General features: G+C 70.4%; 16 protein-coding genes. 9 read left to right on the top strand and 7 right to left on the bottom strand.

Annotation, left to right across the window (positions count from 1 at the left end; genetic code table 11):
• Positions 1-4: 4 nt before the first annotated feature.
• Positions 5-1,849: a WD40 repeat domain-containing protein gene (locus tag GNZ18_RS22780; protein WP_216651413.1), complete on the bottom strand. Its 1,845-nt coding sequence runs from the start codon at positions 1,847-1,849 to the stop codon at positions 5-7.
• Positions 1,850-1,939: 90 nt separating this feature from the next.
• Here GNZ18_RS22780 and GNZ18_RS22775 point away from each other — a divergent pair, with 90 nt between their 5' ends.
• Together GNZ18_RS22775 and GNZ18_RS22770 are read left to right on the top strand one after the other, a co-directional pair.
• Positions 1,940-2,296, top strand: a complete 357-nt coding sequence (locus GNZ18_RS22775; RefSeq protein WP_216651412.1) for a hypothetical protein — start codon at positions 1,940-1,942, stop codon at positions 2,294-2,296.
• A gap of 4 nt (positions 2,297-2,300) precedes the next feature.
• Complete coding sequence (locus GNZ18_RS22770) at positions 2,301-3,212, top strand: hypothetical protein (RefSeq protein ID WP_216651411.1); 912 nt, start codon at positions 2,301-2,303, stop codon at positions 3,210-3,212.
• An 838-nt stretch (positions 3,213-4,050) separates the two neighbouring features.
• Here GNZ18_RS22770 and GNZ18_RS22765 read toward each other — a convergent pair.
• Positions 4,051-4,977, bottom strand: coding sequence for a hypothetical protein (locus tag GNZ18_RS22765; protein WP_156218581.1), 927 nt, complete (start codon positions 4,975-4,977; stop codon positions 4,051-4,053).
• Between the two features lie 330 nt (positions 4,978-5,307).
• Between GNZ18_RS22765 and GNZ18_RS22760 the strand changes: the two genes are divergently transcribed.
• Together GNZ18_RS22760 and GNZ18_RS22755 are read left to right on the top strand one after the other, a co-directional pair.
• Positions 5,308-6,120: a phytanoyl-CoA dioxygenase family protein gene (locus tag GNZ18_RS22760; protein ID WP_156218580.1), complete on the top strand. Its 813-nt coding sequence runs from the start codon at positions 5,308-5,310 to the stop codon at positions 6,118-6,120.
• Positions 6,121-6,151: 31 nt separating this feature from the next.
• Positions 6,152-7,018 (top strand): AraC family transcriptional regulator, encoded by an 867-nt coding sequence (locus tag GNZ18_RS22755; protein WP_156218579.1) that lies wholly within the window; start codon positions 6,152-6,154, stop codon positions 7,016-7,018.
• Positions 7,019-7,180: 162 nt separating this feature from the next.
• Here the strand turns inward: GNZ18_RS22755 and GNZ18_RS22750 are convergent, their stop codons facing one another.
• The 4 genes from GNZ18_RS22750 to GNZ18_RS22735 form a co-directional block, all read right to left on the bottom strand.
• The gene (locus tag GNZ18_RS22750; protein ID WP_156218578.1) at positions 7,181-8,173 is read right to left on the bottom strand and encodes an aldo/keto reductase; all 993 of its coding nucleotides are present in this window, start codon (positions 8,171-8,173) and stop codon (positions 7,181-7,183) included.
• A gap of 38 nt (positions 8,174-8,211) precedes the next feature.
• On the bottom strand, positions 8,212-8,685 hold the full coding sequence (locus GNZ18_RS22745) for a DUF1772 domain-containing protein (protein WP_156218577.1): 474 nt from the start codon (positions 8,683-8,685) through the stop codon (positions 8,212-8,214).
• Entirely contained in the window at positions 8,682-9,116 is a 435-nt protein-coding gene (locus GNZ18_RS22740; protein ID WP_156218576.1) for an ester cyclase, read from the bottom strand. The genes GNZ18_RS22745 and GNZ18_RS22740 overlap by 4 nt, the downstream gene beginning before the upstream one ends.
• Before the next feature lie 150 nt (positions 9,117-9,266).
• The gene (locus tag GNZ18_RS22735; protein WP_156218575.1) at positions 9,267-9,848 is read right to left on the bottom strand and encodes a TetR/AcrR family transcriptional regulator; all 582 of its coding nucleotides are present in this window, start codon (positions 9,846-9,848) and stop codon (positions 9,267-9,269) included.
• 159 nt (positions 9,849-10,007) lie between these two features.
• Here GNZ18_RS22735 and GNZ18_RS22730 point away from each other — a divergent pair, with 159 nt between their 5' ends.
• From GNZ18_RS22730 to GNZ18_RS22715, 4 genes are all read left to right on the top strand, one after another.
• Entirely contained in the window at positions 10,008-10,484 is a 477-nt protein-coding gene (locus GNZ18_RS22730) for a DUF1772 domain-containing protein (protein WP_214619790.1), read from the top strand.
• A gap of 106 nt (positions 10,485-10,590) precedes the next feature.
• Positions 10,591-11,457 (top strand): NAD-dependent epimerase/dehydratase family protein, encoded by an 867-nt coding sequence (locus GNZ18_RS22725; RefSeq protein WP_156218574.1) that lies wholly within the window; start codon positions 10,591-10,593, stop codon positions 11,455-11,457.
• 101 nt (positions 11,458-11,558) lie between these two features.
• Entirely contained in the window at positions 11,559-13,007 is a 1,449-nt protein-coding gene (locus tag GNZ18_RS22720) for a carotenoid oxygenase family protein (RefSeq protein ID WP_156218573.1), read from the top strand.
• Between the two features lie 728 nt (positions 13,008-13,735).
• On the top strand, positions 13,736-14,617 hold the full coding sequence (locus GNZ18_RS22715) for an AfsR/SARP family transcriptional regulator (protein WP_156218572.1): 882 nt from the start codon (positions 13,736-13,738) through the stop codon (positions 14,615-14,617).
• A 342-nt stretch (positions 14,618-14,959) separates the two neighbouring features.
• On the opposite strand, the gene GNZ18_RS22710 is transcribed toward GNZ18_RS22715, so the two are convergent.
• Complete coding sequence (locus tag GNZ18_RS22710) at positions 14,960-15,811, bottom strand: ester cyclase (protein WP_156218571.1); 852 nt, start codon at positions 15,809-15,811, stop codon at positions 14,960-14,962.
• Between the two features lie 207 nt (positions 15,812-16,018).
• On the opposite strand from GNZ18_RS22710, the gene GNZ18_RS22705 reads away from it, so the two are divergent.
• Positions 16,019-17,218, top strand: a complete 1,200-nt coding sequence (locus GNZ18_RS22705) for an FAD-dependent oxidoreductase (RefSeq protein ID WP_156218570.1) — start codon at positions 16,019-16,021, stop codon at positions 17,216-17,218.
• The last annotated feature ends 79 nt before the right edge of the window (positions 17,219-17,297 follow it).

The following is a 17,297-nucleotide window of genomic DNA, read 5'->3' as shown; positions in this document are numbered from 1 at the left end:
CCCGTCACCAGCGGGGGTTCAGCCGCAGGACGCGCGCGGGACGGCCGTCGGCGCACGCCGTCGCCAGCACCAGCCCCCCGCCCGGTCGTGCCGCCAGCTCGACGGCAGGGTGCGGGCCGCGCGTCCCATGGTCGACCCTGGCGAGCTCGGCGCCCGATTCGGCGTCCCAGACCAGGGTCGCCGATCCGCTCGCGGCGGCGACGGCGACGCGCAGGTCCGGCAGGACGGCGAGCGCGACGGCGGCGGAGCCGGTCTCCTCGATCGGGAAGGTCCGGACGACGTCGCCCGTGAGCCCGTCCCAGACGCGCACCGTGGGCCCGGCGGCCGCCGCGACCCGGAAGGAGCCGTCGGGCAGCGTGGCCAGCGCCACCTTCGGCACCATCAACGTCGGCCTGTGCTCCAGCACGAACTCGTGCGCCTTCGTCTCGGCCTCGACGTCCCAGACGTGGACGGCCGAGCGCGTCGAGTCGTCCGAGGCGGCGGCGACGCAGACGTGCCCGTCCGCCAGCACCGCCCCGGCGACCGACCAGATCAGATCGACGCCCGGCGGCCCCACTTCGAATCGCGCACGCTCCCTGGCGTACTCCACCGACCACACCCGGACCGTCCCGTCGTCACTGCCGGAGATCAGCCACGGGACATCCCGCGGTGGACACACCCAGGCCACCGCGTTGACCGCCCGCCGATGGTCGTCGATCTCCTGGAGGACGGCGCCGTCCCCGGTCGACCAGGCCCGGACCTGGCCTTCCTTGCCCGCGGTCGCGAGCACCGCCGTCCCGTCGCCGACCACGGCCAGCGCGACGTCCAGCACCCACTCGGCGTGGCCGGAGAAGGAGCGGGCGATCCCGCCGTCCCGGAGGTTCCACAGGTGGGCGGCGTCGTTGTGGCCGGAGGCGAGGACGGTCCGGCCATCAGGCAGGACGGCGAGGGACAGCGCCCTGGGCGCCGGCTCCCCGATCCCCGCGGCCTCCGCCCACGCGGGCGGGGTGACCTCGCGCACCTCCACCCCGGTGGGCAGCCAATCCCGCGGCTCTCCGGTGACGGCGCGCACCGGGCCCGGCGGGTTCGGCGCGTCCGGCGTCAGCGGCCAGTCGAAACGGGGCCGTCCATACAGGTAACGCCATTCGTCGGCGTCGGCGCTGGAAATGATCGACCCGTCGGGAAGGGCGGTGAGACCCTCGGGAAGCTCCGGACGGCCCGCGATGGGCGCCTGGTAGTGGACATCGTCGAGGTCCGTGGCGCGATAGGGAAGTTCATGGTCCTCCCTGGAACGGACGACCTCCTCATACAGGTGGACGGCGGCGCCCTCGTCGGGAAAGTCGACGACCCGGTAGTCGCCGCCCGCGTCGATGGCCTCGATGACGGCGAACCTTCGGACGCCGTCCTTCGGGTCAACATATCGCGCCACTTCGATCACGCCTCCGAGAAGGGCGTGCGCCTCCGTCCGGCGCAATACCTTGCCGGAGTTGATCGCCGCCCAGAGCTCGTCCCAGACGGCGTCCTTGAGTTCACCCCAGCATTCGTAGAGGCAGGGGTCGCCCGTGTCGTAAAGAATCCGGGAGCCGTCCGCGCCGCAGAGCAGGCGGAACGGCTCGGGGTCGGCGGGCAGTTCCTCCCACCGTCCTTCGTGCCGCCGCATCTGCGCCTGGACCGCGTGCCATGCCGCGCGCCGGTCGGGGAACTCGCGAACGCCAAAGCCCTGGTGTCGTACATACCAGCCGCCGGATCCGAGCTCGCCGACCTGGATATGGACGGGCCCGTCGAACGAGCCGTGATCGCGCAGAACCCACTGCATGGCCGGGAAATGATCTTTATCCAGCGTGAAATCCCAGAACTTGTCGCCGCTCACGCCGCGATCCTAACCACGGCCCGCTCCCGTATCGGGGGAAAGAGGAGAATCGGCCGCTCGGCGACCATGCGCAGGATAACGTTCTCGGTCGTGGACGAAGAAACTGATCAATCCTCCGAACGGTGGGCGCTCGGCGCGCTCTGCGACGACCTGCCGGCGCTTCGGGAACAATGCGCGGACGAGCCGGAACGGCGGCTGCTGTCCCGCATCGAGGCCGAGGCCCGAGCTCGCCGTCCCGTCCGCGCGCTCCTCGCCGACCTCATCGGTGGCGACCCGTCCGGCACGACGCGCGGACCCGGCGCTGGCCTTCCCGGCGGCGGCCCCGGACGAGCCGACGAGGAGGTTTTCGGCTGTCCCGACGGGGCCTGCGACCGCACCGCCCACGGCGTCCCCGCGGGCCCGTTCCCGCGCTGCGGCATCACCGGCCTGCCGATGGCCCCGAGGTGACGAGGTGAACGCCTTCTTTGGCGAACTGGCCAAGAAGCTCGCCGAACGCTGGGTGGCGCTGCTCGCCGTGCCCGGCCTGCTCTTCGTCGCCGTCGCGTGGGCCGGGGTGCGGCTCGGCTGGTCGCACGCGCTCGATTTGGCGCTGCTCCGCAAGGAGGTCATCGCACTCGGCACAAGCCAGGGCAGGCTGACCGTCCCGGCGCAGCTACTCTTCGCCGTTGGCCTGCTGCTCGCCTCGTGCGGGATCGGGCTCGTCGTCCAGGCGCTCACCACGCCCGTCCGCGCGATCTGGCTCGGCCTGTGGCCGCGCGGCCTGCACGGGCTGCGAGACCGGCTCGCCACGGCCCGGGCCCACCGCTGGAACGCGCACGTCGAAACGCGGCAGGCCCTGCAACGCGACCGCCCCGCCGCCGACCGAACACCCGCGCAGCAGGCCGCGATCGACGCCGCCGCCGACCGCGCCAACCGGATCGCCCTCGCCCCGCCCGCGCGCCCCACCTGGATGGGCGACCGGGTCGCGGCCGTCGAGCAGGTCGCGCTGAACCGCTACTCCCTGGACCTGGCGTTCGCATGGCCGCGGTTGTGGCTGGTCCTGCCCGACCCGGTCCGCGCCGACCTGTCCGCCGCGCACGGCCAGTTCGCCGCGACCGTCGTCACCTTCGCCTGGGCGGTCCCCTACGCGGTGCTGGCGGTCTGGTGGTGGCCGGGCGCGATCGTCGCGCTCGCCGTGGCCCTCACCGGTTGGACGCGCGCCCGGTCCACCCTGGCCGAACTCACCGACCTCACCGAGGCGGCCCTCGACCTGCACGGACGTACGCTGGCGACGTCCCTCGGTACGTCGCCGCCGGAAAGCGCGGGCCCGCTCACCCCGGACGAGGGCCGAGCCATCACCCGCCAGACCCGCAAGGGCCGCTGAACGCCTCTGATGGCGCGCGGTTCACCTTGTGGTCATCGGATCGGGAGCCGAGAGAGAGTCGAGTGCGACGGCGGCGTCGGTAATGGAGAGCGGGGACCTGACCACGGGGGTGGCTGCGCCGTCCGGCGGGACAGGTCTCGAAGGCCGAGTTCGCTGCAATCGTCGAGACCCGCATTGGGCGTCAGGTTCACGCCGGGGACGCGACCAAGCCGGAATGCCGTTGCTGGGTGCGGGCTGGATAACGAACGAGTCAGACTCGGGGGGCGGTGCATCTGGCACGGCGAAGACACGCCGAGGCCAGGAGGAAAACGGCTCTCGCGATCCCAACAAAACGGTCGGCTGGCGGGCTCACTCAAGCACGGCTCAAGGGACCATCATCCGATGGAACCGATGGGGGCGTCCGCGATGAGTTGAGCCGCCTGACGCAGACGCTGCGAATATTCAAGGCCCCCTGCCTTGGTGAGCGCCGGCAGGACCCGGTCGAGGCCGGCGAGACAGCGGAGCAGGCTGTTGTGGCCTCGCACATCAAGAAAGCCGTCATTGCGCAGCCCGCAGTATCAGCGTCGAGCGTCACCATGTCGCTGCCTGCCCGTAGTATCTCCTCGGCGATGGTTTGTGGACGACGCCGTCCGATCATGCACGGTCACGATGGCGCGGCAGGCAGGGCGTACGCCTTGATCTGGCGAGCGCGGGCGAGCGCGGCCTCGAACTGGTGGCGACCTCGAACCGGCCCTCGGGGAGGATCGGTACAGAGCGGTAGCGCGTGTGACCTGCGGCGATGCCGTCCGCACCGGTCCTCCTCGTGGGCCTGGGTCTGTCAGATGATCGACATCGGCCCTCAGCTCAGGTAGAAGGCGGAGGTCGTCGTGGAGCCCTGCCAGGTGGCGGTGATCTGGCCGGTCCCGCCCGACTGAGCCGAGGAGGCCACCGACGCCGGGAAGGACACCCCGGGGCTTCCCGCCGGGACCGTGACGGTCGCCGGGACCTTGATATCCGCGGTGTTGCTCTTCAGGGCGACCGTGGCGCCTCCCGCGGGGGCGGGCGTGCCGATGCCGACGGCCACCTTGGTGCCGGTGCCGGGTCGTGCCACACCGCTGGACAGGGCGAAGGCGGTGGGCAGAAGGACCAGCTCACGCGAGGCCAGTGAGGTCCCCAGATGAGCCGACGGGGTGATGATTTTCGCGTGGTCGCGGTCGTAGGGCTCGGCCGAGTACGCGGTGGCGGGGAATGACACCGAGGTCTTTCCGGCGGGGACGGTGACCTTGGCGGGCATGAGGACGCTGGGTGCGGAGTAGGTGTTGCGCCAGAGGGTGACCTGGGAGCCCCCGGCGGGTGCGGGCCCGTCCAGGGTCACCGACCCGGTCAGCTTGGTGCCGACCGTGGCGGCCTCGGCGCTGAACCGCAGTGCCGAGACCGCCGGCTGCACCTCCTGGGCCGATGCCGGTAGCGCCGTTGCGTCGAGGGCGAGCGCGGCGGCGGTGGTCATGACCGCGATGACGCGGCGTGTGCGGCTAGTAGTGATCATGGTTTGCAGGTTAAGGAGGAGAAACCTGGAGTTCCCAGGCCCGGCGGCATTCCGTTCGCGGTACGTAATAACCGGCGGCGCGGAGATCTCCTGCTTGCCGGGCATGCAGGTTTCGAGGCCGGCCCGGTCGGACTTCGGCTCGGCCGAGAACCCGTCCGCGCCCTGCGCCGGCTCCAGCGGCGCGGCGGTCGATCCACCCCGCCGCGCCAACTCGTCCAGCACCACGGAGGCCCCTTCCACCACCCCGCGCTCCGCCCAAGCCCACCTGGATGCGGGCAGGAAGGAGACCGGGGTGAGCCCAGCGCCTGCATCATCCACTCCCAGTGCGTCAAGACCTCCGTCGGTGTGCCCCGCGTCGACCAGGGCACCGACGTCGGCAAGAAGATCGTGGGCCGATTGGCTGTGTGACGTGCGGGTGCCTGGACGTTGTTGAAGGCCGACGCGCCGCCTCTTCCGGGTGCGGGGGCAGGTGGGCGGCGTGGCCGGGGACCACGTCCGTCCTCGTACCCGACAGAAGCGGCGCGGGGAATGTCGGGTGGTCGGGGCCGGTGTTGTCGCACGATGGGGCGCATGGACGACCTGACCTTGGTATCCCGTTTCCTTCGCGACGGCTTCGTGAAGTTGGAGGGCGCCGTCGCGCCGCGTGTGGCCGCGGACTGCGCGCGGCTGCTGTGGCGGGAGACGGGCTGCGACCCGGATGACCCGTCGACGTGGACGCAGCCCGTGCACTGGGTGGGCGGCATGGCGCAGGGGCCGTTCGCAGCAGCGCCCAACTCCCCGTTCCTCCAGCACGCGTACGATCTGCTCGTCGGCGCGGGACGCTGGGAGCCGCGCTATTCGCTGGGCACGTTCCCGCTGCGTTTCCCGCACGAGGAGGAGCCGAGCGATGCCGGCTGGCACATCGAGGGGAGTTACCTGCCGGAGGGTGAGAGCTGGTACTTCACGAATCTGCGCTCCCGGGGCCGGGCGCTGCTGATGCTGTTCCTGTTCAGCGAGGTCGGTGAGGAGGACGCCCCGACCCGGATCCGCGTCGGCTCACACCTCGATGTGCCGAAGGTGCTGGAGAAGTACGGGGAGGACGGGGCGAGCGGGCTGACCCTCGCGCCCGATCTGGTGGCGGCCTCCGACCACCGGCCGCTCGGCCTCGCCACCGGGTCCCCGGGCGACGTCTTCCTGTGCCATCCGTTCCTGGTGCACACCGCGCAACCGCACCACGGGACTCGGCCGCGCTTCATGGCCCAGCCGCCGCTGATGCCGGCCGCGCCGTACGAACTGGAGCGGGCCGACGGCGCGTATTCGCCCGTGGAGATCGCGATCCGCCGGGGACTGGGATGGGAGACCCCTGGGCCGGAGGGGGACGGCACCGGCCACAGCGCTGAATGACTATCGTCGGCACCGTGAAGGGAGGTCAGGCATGCTGGAGCGGCTGAACCAGGCCATGGAGCACATCGAGTGCCACCTCGACCAGGCGGTCGATGTGGAGGAGCTGGCTCGCATCGCGGCGACGTCGGAGCACCACCTGCGCCGGATGTTCTCCGCGCTCGCGGGCATGCCGCTGTCGGAGTACGTCCGGCGCCGCCGCCTCACCCTCGCGGGCGCCGAAGTGCTGGCGGGGCGTGAAACGCTGCTGGATATCGCGGTGCGCTATGGCTACAGCTCCGGTGAGGCGTTCGCGCGGGCGTTCCGTGCCATGCACGGCATCGGACCGGGCGAGGCCCGGCGGACCGGTGCCGCGCTCAACTCCCAGTCCCGGATGGCCTTCCGCCTCACCATCGAAGGGCGCAGCAGTATGCGGTACCGCGTCGTGGACAGGCCGGACTTCACCGTCGTCGGGTTCAAGACCCGGGTTCCGCTGGTGCACGCGGGTCCGAACCAGGCGATCATGGACTTCGTCCGTGGGATCACCCCCCAGACCCTGGAGCGCCTGGAGAAGCTGTCGGATCAGGAGCCGCACGGCATCGTCGCTGTCTGCGACGACGTGGACCCCAGCCGCGCCCAGGGCACTGAACTCGACTACCACCATGGCGTGATCACCTCCGCGGCCGCTCCGGAGGGCATGACCACGTTGGCCGTCGCGGCCGGTACCTGGGCGGTCTTCACCACCTCCGGGCCGGCACCCCAGGCCATCCAGGAACTGTGGCGGGACGTTTTCACCGAGTGGTTTCCGTCGAACCCGTACCGCACCCGCACCGGCCCCGAGATTCTGCGCGTCCACCTGTCGCCGGAGCACACCGAGGCCGACGCCGAACTGTGGCTGCCGGTGGAGCCCGAGCAAGGCTGAACATGTTGGTCACTGCCCGACCTCAAAAGGCAGGCCGCGTATGGCGCCGGGGGGCGGGGCGGCAGCGTCCAGCATCGGTCGTCGGAGCGCAGGCGGCGTTGGGGAGGTCTCCGGTCTGGGGTTCTTCCCCCAACCGGAGACCTCGCTGTGTCGGCTCACGCGTCAGCCGTCGAGATAGGCCATCGCCGCAGCCGGGTAGCGGTCGCCCGTCGCCACCCCCGGTGGGGCGATCACGTCCAGGGCCGCCAGCTCGTCGGGTGTCAGCGCCATCGCGGAGACCGCCACGTTCTCTTCGAGGTAGGTGCGGCGTTTGGTTCCGGGGATGGCCACCACGTCGGGGCCCTGGGCGAGCACCCAGGCGAGAGAGAGTTGGGAGGCGGTCACGCCCTTGGTGTCCGCGACCCGCTCGATGCGCTCCACGACCTTGAGGTTTCTGTGGAAGTTCGTTTCCTGGAAGCGCGGTGCGACGCGGCGGAAGTCCTTCTCCGGGAGATCGTCGATGTCGCGGATACGTCCGGACAGGAAGCCGCGGCCGAGCGGGCTGTAGGCGACGAACCCGATGTTCAGTTCGCGTGTCGTCGCCAGGACGCCGTTGGTCTCGACGTCCCGGGAGAACAGCGAGTACTCCGTCTGGACGGCGGTCACCGGGTGTACCGCGTGGGCCCGGCGGATGGTGGCGGCGGACGCCTCGGAGAGGCCGAGGTGGCGGACCTTGCCCGCTTGGACGAGTTCGGCGAGCGCCCCGAAGCTCTCCTCGATCGGCACCTGTGGATCCACCCTGTGCAAGGTGTACAGGTCGATCCAGTCGACGCCGAGGCGCTGGAGGCTTCCGTCGATGCTCGACCTGATGTAGTCGGGCCGGCCGTTGATCCTTCCGGTCAAGGCGCCGTCCCGGTCTATCTCGTTGCCGACCTTGGTCGACAGGACGGCCTGGTCGCGGCGTCCGGACAACGCGCGGCCCACCAGGCTCTCGTTGTGGTGCGGGCCGTACATGTCGGCGGTGTCGAACAGGGTGACCCCGAGTTCCAGAGCGCGATGCACGGTACGGACGGACTCGGAGTCGTTCACGGGGCCGTAGGCGAATGACATTCCCATACAGCCGAGCCCCTGCTCGGACACGCTCAGGGAACCCATGCCCAGTCTGCGGCGGCGCATCAGCGTTTTCCTTCCGGTGGTCGAGGGCGGCCGGCCGGTCATGCGGCGGTGACCATGACGCACTGCGCGATCAGCGCCACGGACTGGAAGAGCACCAGTGCTCCGAGTGCGCCGTCGGACCTGTCCTGAAGCGACCTGGCCTCCGGGAGCTCGCCGCCGTTCTCGGCGGCCTTCGCCAGCCGCCGGTTGACCGGCGCGGCGACCTTGTTGAAGAAGACCAGCCAGGCGAGCAGGGCCGCGCAGGCGACGAAGCCGGCGACCGCGGCCGGGGCGAGCCCGGCGACGGCGGCGGTGATGGCGCCGGCCAGGGCGGCCAGGAGCCCGATGGTGCCGGGGACGGGTAACCGCCTGTCCCCGTACCGGTGGATGTTCCCCATCATCGCGATCAGGGCGCGGTCGTCGACGTGGGCGAGCGCGGGGCGCTGCACCACCGCGGAGAAGACGTCCGTGCCGTAGATCACGGCGTTGGCCAGAATGGCCACGATGGCCAGCGCCTGTACCGCGGTGGTCATGCCGGCTGCTCTTCCGGGGTGATGTCGAGCGCCGGAATGACATCGATCTGCTGTAGGACCTCCAGCAGATTGATCTCGTCCCAGTGCTCGGCCAGGCGGCCGTCCTCCACCCGCCAGATGTCGATGGTCCGCATGTGCAGGTCGTTGCCAGTGGGGTCCACGCCGAAGAAGACCCCCTTGTGGGTGCCGCGGTAGGTGAACCGCCCGACCAGGCGGTCACCGTCGGCGACGCAGTCCTCCAGCGTCGCCGTGACGTCCGGGAACGCCGTGAAGAACGCGGACCAGAAGGCGCGGTTGGCCTCCCTGCCGTTGCCGATCAGCGGGTTGTGGTCGATGTAGTCCTCGACGAGGAGGTCGTCGACGGCATCGGCGTCCCGGCGGGCGACCATCGCCACGAACTCCTCAGCGATCTTGCAAAGGTCACGTCCCATGTGCCCTCCCTCATTGATTCGCTATCAACGCTAGCATGAAGTGCGACGCTAGAATAGTAGCGAAAGAAAGAATAGCCTTGCTAGCGACGAAGGTCATGGGTGCCGTCGTCGCTGGTCGGCCAGGGGAGTGCGCGGCCTGCCGCGCGTCGCTCAGTCCTTGAAGGTGAAGCGGTCGAGGAGCAGGTCGAGCCGGGCGGCGTGATGGCCGGGGCGGAGTCGACCGCTGCGCAGCAGAGTGACCAGTCCGTGGAGTGCGCTCCAGATCGCCTCTGTGCAGGTCTCCAGATCCTCGCCGCCGGTCACCTCCGCGACGGCGGAGTACAGCTCCTGGAACGCGGCCTCCAGGACCGCGGGCGTGTCCGCCTCGCCGAAGCGGAGCGTGGAGGAGAGCATGAACATCGCGTCGTACAGCGCCGGGTTGGCGAGGGCGAACTCGGTGTAGGCGTGGGCGACCCGGTGCAGGGCCGTCCCCGGCTCGTTCGTACTCTCGCGCGCCTCCCGCAGCAGGGCCGCGAGTTCGTCGAACCCCTGGAGGGCCACGGCGCCGACGATCGCGTCCTTGCCCTCCTTGAAGTGGCTGTAGAGCACCGGCTGGCTGTACTCGATCGTGTCGGCCAGGCGCCTGGTGGTGACCGCGGACCAGCCGTCGGTCTCCGCCAGCCTGCGGGCGGTGTCGATGATCAGCTGGTGGCGGTGCGCGTACTCCCGCTCGCGTCGCTCTCTAACGGACATGCAGAAAGTCTAACGTGACTCCAATATCTAGCACTGCTTGAACCTCTAGTGTCGGCCATGTTAGCGTGCTGCTTGCTAGCGGCGCTAGAAGTCTGGGTTGTTCGCGTTGCGGCACGCTAGGCGATTAATGGCCAACCTGACGTAATCGGGAGATGCGTAGTGATCGTCGTTCATGACGTCCTCACCGCGATCGCGCTGCTGGCGGCCGGAGTCATCTACGGAACCGACATGTTCTGCGCACTCGTCCAGCGGTCCGCGCTCCGGCATGTCGACGACGAGGTGCTCACCAAGGTGATGGGCTACGTCCACTTCTACGGGGACAAGCGGCTGGCCGTACCGGGAGCGATCAGCGTCATCGCCACCGTGCTCACCACGGCCGCGGCCGCGGCGATCGGCGACCCCGCCATCATCGCCGCGGACGCCGCGGCGATCCTGATGCTCGCCGGCTGGTTCGGCGTCTTCCTGCGCATCAGCGCGCCGGTGAACAAGCGGCAGACCTCGGCGGCCGAGGAAGGCCGCACGCCGGACGACGCCCGATCGCTCCAGGAGAGATGGGACAGCGTCATCAACCTGCGGGCCGGTCTGCAGGGCCTGGCGGTGGCCGCGCTCCTCGTCGGCGCGGTCGCCGGTTCGTGACCGGCGCATCCGCCGGTCCCCGACCGTCGCAGGTCGTCCGACCCGCGCGGACGGTTGGCCCGGCCGATGTCCTGGCGGCAAGGAGAACTATGAACTGGAGGGTCTTATGAAAGTGTTCGTGACCGGCGGATCGGGCTACATCGGCCGATCGGTGTTGCGCGTCCTGCAGGAACGCGGTGACGAGGTCACCGCGCTGGCCCGCTCCGACAAGTCCGCGACCGTGATCAGTGAACTCGGAGCCACGCCGGTGCGCGGAGAGCTCACCGAAGTGGATCTGCTGCGGGACTCCGCCGCGGCCGCGGACGGCGTCATCCACCTCGCGCTCACCGGCGACGAGCGCTCGGGCGAGATCGACCAGATCGCCTCCGACGCGCTGTCGGAGGGTGCGGGACGCAATCCCTACGTGCACACCGGCGGCGCGTGGACGTGGGGGAACACGGCCGGCGAGGTCGACGAGGACGCTCCGTACGACCCGCCGCTGATCACCGCGTGGCGGGTCGCGGGTGAGGAGAGGGTGCTCGCCACCAGGAAGCAGGGCCGGCATCCGGTCGTCATCAGCCCGGGTCTGGTGTACGGGCGGCAGGGCGGGCTGCCGGGCTTCTTCGCGTGGCAGGGCTCGGAGAAGGGAGCCGTGCCCTACCTCGGTGACGGCGGCACCCACTGGTCGCTGGTGCACGTGGACGACATCGCCGAGCTGTACGTGCTCGCGCTGAAGGCCCCGGCCGGCGGCCGCTACCTCGGGACGGTCGGCCAGAACCCGACCACCAAGGAGTTCGCCGAGGCGCTCAGCCAGGCCGTCGGCATCCCCGGCAAGACCGTCTCGGTGAGCGTCGCGGAACTCTCCCAGAGCCTCGGCATGGTCGCGGACGCGCTCGCCCTCGACCAGCGGTTCAACACGACCCGGGCCCGCGACGAGCTCGGCTGGCAGCCGAAGCACCTCGATGTCCTCGACGATCTGGCCAGGGGCGTCTAGCAGAGATCATCCGAGGGGCGGGGGAGGACTCCGGGCGGCCGCCCGACCCGCACCGCGCGGCCGCTCGTGCTCCCCGCCCCTCGTGCGGGAGGGGGATCTGAATGGGAAACGCCTACCTTGAGGGGAACTACGCCCCGGTCGGACGGGAGCTCACGGTCACCGACCTTCCCGTCACCGGCCGGATTCCGGAGCACCTGGACGGGCGGTACGTGCGCAACGGACCCAACCCGATCTCCGAGGTCGACCCGGAGAACTACCACTGGTTCATGGGCGACGGAATGGTACACGGCGTCCGCATCCGCGACGGCAGGGCCGAGTGGTACCGCAACCGCTGGGTGCGCACCTCCAAGCAGAAGGCCGCCGCGGGGCAGCCGGCGGGGCGGCGCCGGGAGGGCACCGGCATCGAACTGTACGGCGCCAACACCAACGTCATCGGCCACGCGGGCCGCGTCCTCGCCCTCGTGGAGGGCGGGATGAGCTGCCACGAACTCGACGGCGAGCTCGGCACGGTCGGCCCGTACGGGTTCGAGGGGACCATGACCAGCGGGTACACGGCCCATCCCAAGCTCGATCCGGCCACCGGCGAACTCCATGCGGTGACGCACTACTTCGGCCGGGGCGACCGGGTGCGGTACTCGGTGATCGGCACGGACGGTCGCGCCCGCCGGATCGTCGACATCGCCGCTCCCGGGATGCCGATGATGCACGACTTCGCCCTCACCGAGAAGTACGTCGTCCTCTACGACCTTCCGGTGACCTTCGACGCGCGCCAGGCGGCCCGGATCACCGTCCCCCGGCCGCTGCGCTACCCGACCGCGCTGCTGCTGTCCGCCCTCGTGGGCCGGGTGAAGGTCCCCCATCCCATCGCCGCGATGGTCGGCGCGAGGATGCGGGCGAACGAGAACCTGCCGTTCAGCTGGAATCCGCGGCATCCCGCCCGCGTCGGGGTCATGCCGCGTGACGGCGGATCGGACGACGTCCGCTGGTTCGGGGTCGAGCCGTGCTACGTCTTCCATACGCTCAACGCCTACGATCACGGCGACTCGGTCGTGGTGGACGTCGTCCGGCATCCCCGCATGTTCGTGACCGACCTGCGCGGCCCGAACGAGGGCGCGCCGACCCTGGACCGCTGGACGATCGACCTCTCCGCGGGGAAGGTGACGGAGTCGCGGCTCGACGACCGTCCGCAGGAGTTCCCTCGGGTGGACGACCGGGTGGTGAGCCGGCCGCACCGGTTCGGCTACGCGATGGGCGCGGTGACCGGAGCCGTTCCCACCGACGCGGTCCTCAAGTACGACTTCGTCTCGGGCGCCTTCGCCAAGGTCGAGTTGGGCGGCGGAAGGCAGGCGGGCGAGTTCGTCTTCGTTCCGAACGGATCCGGCGCGGCGGAGGACGAGGGAGTGCTGATGGGGTTCGTGTACGACGCGGCCACCCAGCGCAGCGATCTGCTCCTCCTCGACGCGGGCACGCTGGAGACGGTGGCGACGATAGCGCTGCCCGCACGCGTGCCCCACGGTTTCCACGGGAACTGGCTTCCGGCGGGCTCCTGACGAGTACCGCCTCTCCCGGGCGAGTCCCGAAGCCCCGGCGACCTCCTGATCACCTGCGATGTCAACGGGGGCGTGGACCGAGATCGCGCGGTCAGCGGTCGCGGAAGCCGGTGGGGACGACCGTTCACGTCCTGCGAGCATCCATGCCGCCTCCGACGACCGTGTGAAAGCCGTCACACCGCCGTTCGGGGACGGCGTGGCACCGGCTCGCGAGCGCCATTGGGATCGGTCCAGTGGAAAATGGTTCAAAAAGTAACCATGCCGCCGGGGGTAATCCACATCGGTCACGCGCGTTCGCCATTACCGCAGGAAGAACAGTGAATCGGAGCGGCCGCCCCGGGGGAGAACATCCCGTAGATCCGTGGTCGGCGTCGATTGGCCTTCAGGACCGTCCGGCTGTACTCGAAGTTTTCCGCTCAGCCCCTAACGTCGGTCGCCAGTGCGCCTGCCGCCACGGCATCCGCAAGGTTCCCTTCCGGATGGATACGGCAATCATGGCAGGACGTGACCGACCCGGCACTGATAGAAATTTTGACTTCTTGACAAAACGCAATAGCATGTATATCAGGAGGGACAGTTGGCGAGGGGTAAGGGCTTGAGATGTGATCGGATATTCGATCACATCTGGCCTCGCCACGAACCTCTGCCGCGGAATTTGCGTCTACCGCCACATTGATTCCGCGCATCGTCAGGTCGGGGTGTACTGGACTTACTACGGGGGAAGCCCAGTGATCAGGTTCCAAGTGCTCGGTCCGGTCAAGATGTGGGTGCAGGACGCGCAGGTCGATCTCGGCCCCAAGCGCCAACGGAGCGTTCTCGCGGTGCTCCTCACCGAGGCCGTCGAGCCCGTTCCGCTTCGGTCGCTCATCGACCGCGTCTGGGGTGACACGCCACCGGACCAGGCGCGCAACGTCGCCTACACCTATATCGCCCGCCTCCGCCGCATCCTGGCGGAGGCGACCGACAGAACCGGCACGCCCGTCGCCCTGCACCGCGACGACGTGGGGTACCGCCTCTCGATCGCCTCGGACCAGGTCGACCTGCACCTGTTCCGCTGCATGGTGAAGCGGGCCAGAATGCTGCCCGCCGGCGCCCGGGAGCGGCGATCCCTGCTCGACGGCGCACTGCGACTGTGGCAGGGCGAGGCGCTGGCCGACCTCGACAACGAATGGGCCGTGCTCTTCCGGAACAACCTGCTCCAGTTAAGGCAGGAGACGCTCGCGGAGTGGGCGGACGCCGAACTGCGCGCCGGAGAGTGGGACCAGGTGATCGAGGACCTGCGCCAGGAACTCATGAAGGCGCCGATGGCCGAGCTGCTGCATGAACGCCTGGTCCGGGCCCTGTACGCGAGTGGGCGCCGAGCGGAGGCGCTCGTCCAGTACGAGGCGGTCCGGCAGGCCATCGCCGACGAACTGGGCGCGGATCCCGGCCCCGACCTGCAAGAACTCCACCGGACGATTCTGCGGGGCGACCCGCTGCCGGCTCCGGGGCGTTCTTCGGCGCAGCCCTGCCAGCGAGGATGCCGCGGCTCGAAACGAACACGGGCGCACAGTCCGTCAGGGCAACCGCCGCTGCCTGGAAAGCCTCGATACGGAACCGACCGGCCCTGATCGGTGCCCGGTCTTCCGGTGCCGTGGCCGTGCTGAGCGCCCGGCCATGGCGAGTGAACACCCGGGTCCTGCGTGCGAACTCTTCAGCGTCGCGCGGGGGAGGGGCACGTCGGATGCGGGAGGCGGGCCGGTCGGGCAGGCGGAACGGTGCGGGTGTGCCACCATTCCTGCACCGCCACCCGCCGCTGACCGCCCGCGCCCCGGTCCCGCGTTCACCCGTTCCGTGTAGGGCGTCCGCACCATGCGGGGGGTCCGCACCATGCCGGGGCGCCGCGCGCGACGCGTGCGGTCGGTGGCGCACGCCTGGACGTCCGCCCCGGCGTTCTCGCTCCTACGCGGCGGTCAGCGCGGCGCGTCCTGGACGAGCTCGACGGGCACCGTCCAGGCATGCACGGCCGGAGTGGCGCCCCCGGCCAGTTCCGCCCACGGGTCCAGGCCGTGGAGCTCGGTGGCCACGCCGCGCAGCCAGGTGTCGAACGGGTCGGCGGAGTCCCGCAGCCGCCGTCCGGCGAGGCGCGGGTCCCGGGCCTCCAGGTAGTGGATGACGACGTCGGTCTCCCCGGCCCGCCGCAGCCAGAAGGACTCCCGGACGATCCCGGTGCGGCGCCGCGACTCCTCGTACTCGCGGAGCCGCGTGGACGCGAGCTCATGCCGCAGCGTCCGCCACCGCCCCTCGCACCCCGGCAGGAGGGGCAGCACGTTCACCGCGGGCTCGGCCGACGGGCCCGCGTTCTCCGCGGGACGGCCCGCCCGCGATCTGCGGCCCAGCCTCCGCATCCCGAGCGCCGCCAGCATGTTGGACTCCACGCCGATGCCCCACCGCTCGGCGATCAGCCCGTCCGCCAGCCTCCAGACGACGACCCCGCGGGAGGTGATGGCACGCCCGGTCGGCGCCGCGCCGAGGAAGTCGCCGAGGTGGGTGCCGCGCCAGGTGTTGTGGATGACGACGTAGTCCTCGTGCGCGCTCATGTCCTCGATCGTCACGTGCAGGTCGGGAAACCCCGCGCGCAGGCCCGCGATCGTGTGCTTCACGCCCGGCACGCCCGCCGGGGCGCCGGGCAGCGGCTGGTGGTCGATCATGTCCGGCCGGTAGATCTCATCGACGATCGAGAAATCGCCCTTGTTGACGAACTCGTCGAAAACCCGTCGAATCGTTGCCTTGTTTCGCTCGGCCAGTGAGTGTTCGTCCCGCATTGTCTGTCCTCCCTGTGGTCAGTGAGCACGCTAGGCGGGACGAGTGGGCGGCCGACTTGAACCTTTCTTGACGGCCGCCGGCGGGGCTGGAAAACCAAATGGGCGCCAATGGTTCCGACCAGGTCTTCAAGGCGCAGTCAAGAAGCACAACAAGCTGGCGTGCCGAGAATGACGGTGGCAAGTCGTCCTTTTCGGAAGGGGGCCAGGATGTCCGACCGCTCACCGCGCATCCTGATCGCAGGCGGGGGCATCGGCGGTCTCGCCGCGTCGCTCGCGCTCCGCCGCAGGGGTTTCGAGACCCTCGTACTCGAACGCGCCGAGCGGTTGCGCGACGGCGGCGCCGGGCTGCACATCTGGAGCAATGGCGTGATCGCGCTGAACGAACTCGACGTGGCCGACCGGGTGCTCGAAATCGCACCGGTCCAGCAGACCTGCCATTTCAGCACCTGGCGCGGCGAGACGCTGGCGGCCTGGCCGGTCGGCGACTTCGTCGCCCGGTACGGGCAGCCGACGATCGCGGTCGAGCGATCCGTCCTGCACGGCGTGCTCAAGAAGGCACTCCCCGAGGACACGGTGCGCACCGGCGCGCAGGTGACCTCCTTCGAGAGCGGCCGCGCCGGAGTGAGCGTGCGCCTCGCGGACGGCGGCACCGAGCACGGTGACCTCCTGATCGGCGCGGACGGCATCCACAGCACGGTCCGGCGCGGCCTCCTCGGGCCGAAGCCGCCCCGTTTCACCGGCTACATCGCCTGGCGCGGCCGCGCCCGGATGGATCACCCGCTGATCCCGCCGGGGACGTTCAACGCGATCTTCGGCCCCGGCACCCGCTTCACCTACTACGACGTGGCGCCCGGCGTGGTGCACTGGATGAGCGTCGCCAACGGGCCGGCCGGCGGCAAGGACGGCCCGGCCGCGCTCCAGATGCTCACCGAACGTCACCGCCGCTGGGCGGGGCCCGTCCTGGACATCCTCAAGGCGACGCCCGAGGAGGACGTCATCCGCGGTGACGTCCTCGACCGCAGGCCAGATCGCCGGTGGGGGCGGGACCGGGTCACGCTGCTGGGCGACGCGGCGCACCCCATCACCTTCAACATCGGCCAGGGCGCGTGCCAGGCGCTGGAGGACGCGCTCGTTCTGGCCGAGCATCTGCGCGGAGGCGGCGCCGACCCGCGTGCCGCGCTGCGCGCCTATGAGGCGGAACGCCGGGCGCGGACCGCGCCCATGCAGCGCATCGCGCGCTGGATCGGGCGCATGGGGGCCGTCGAGAACCCGGCCCTGATCAGCGCCCGCGAGACCTTCATGCGCAAGAGCTGGGACACCCGCGCGTTCGCCGCCGCGGAGAAGAACCAGGTCGCCTACGGCCTGCGCTGGAGCCGGCCGGGCGCGTCCCGCTCCGAGGCCCGCTGATCCGGCGCCGCCGGCGCCCCGGCCCGCACGCCGACCGGCCGCGGCCGGTCCCGTACCTGACCACGCCTGCCGACACCCG

Origin of the sequence: Actinomadura litoris, assembly GCF_009733595.1 — a bacterium.
Taxonomy (GTDB): Bacteria; Actinomycetota; Actinomycetes; order Streptosporangiales; family Streptosporangiaceae; genus Spirillospora; species Spirillospora litoris.
This window is presented reverse-complemented; position numbering and strand designations above follow the sequence as displayed.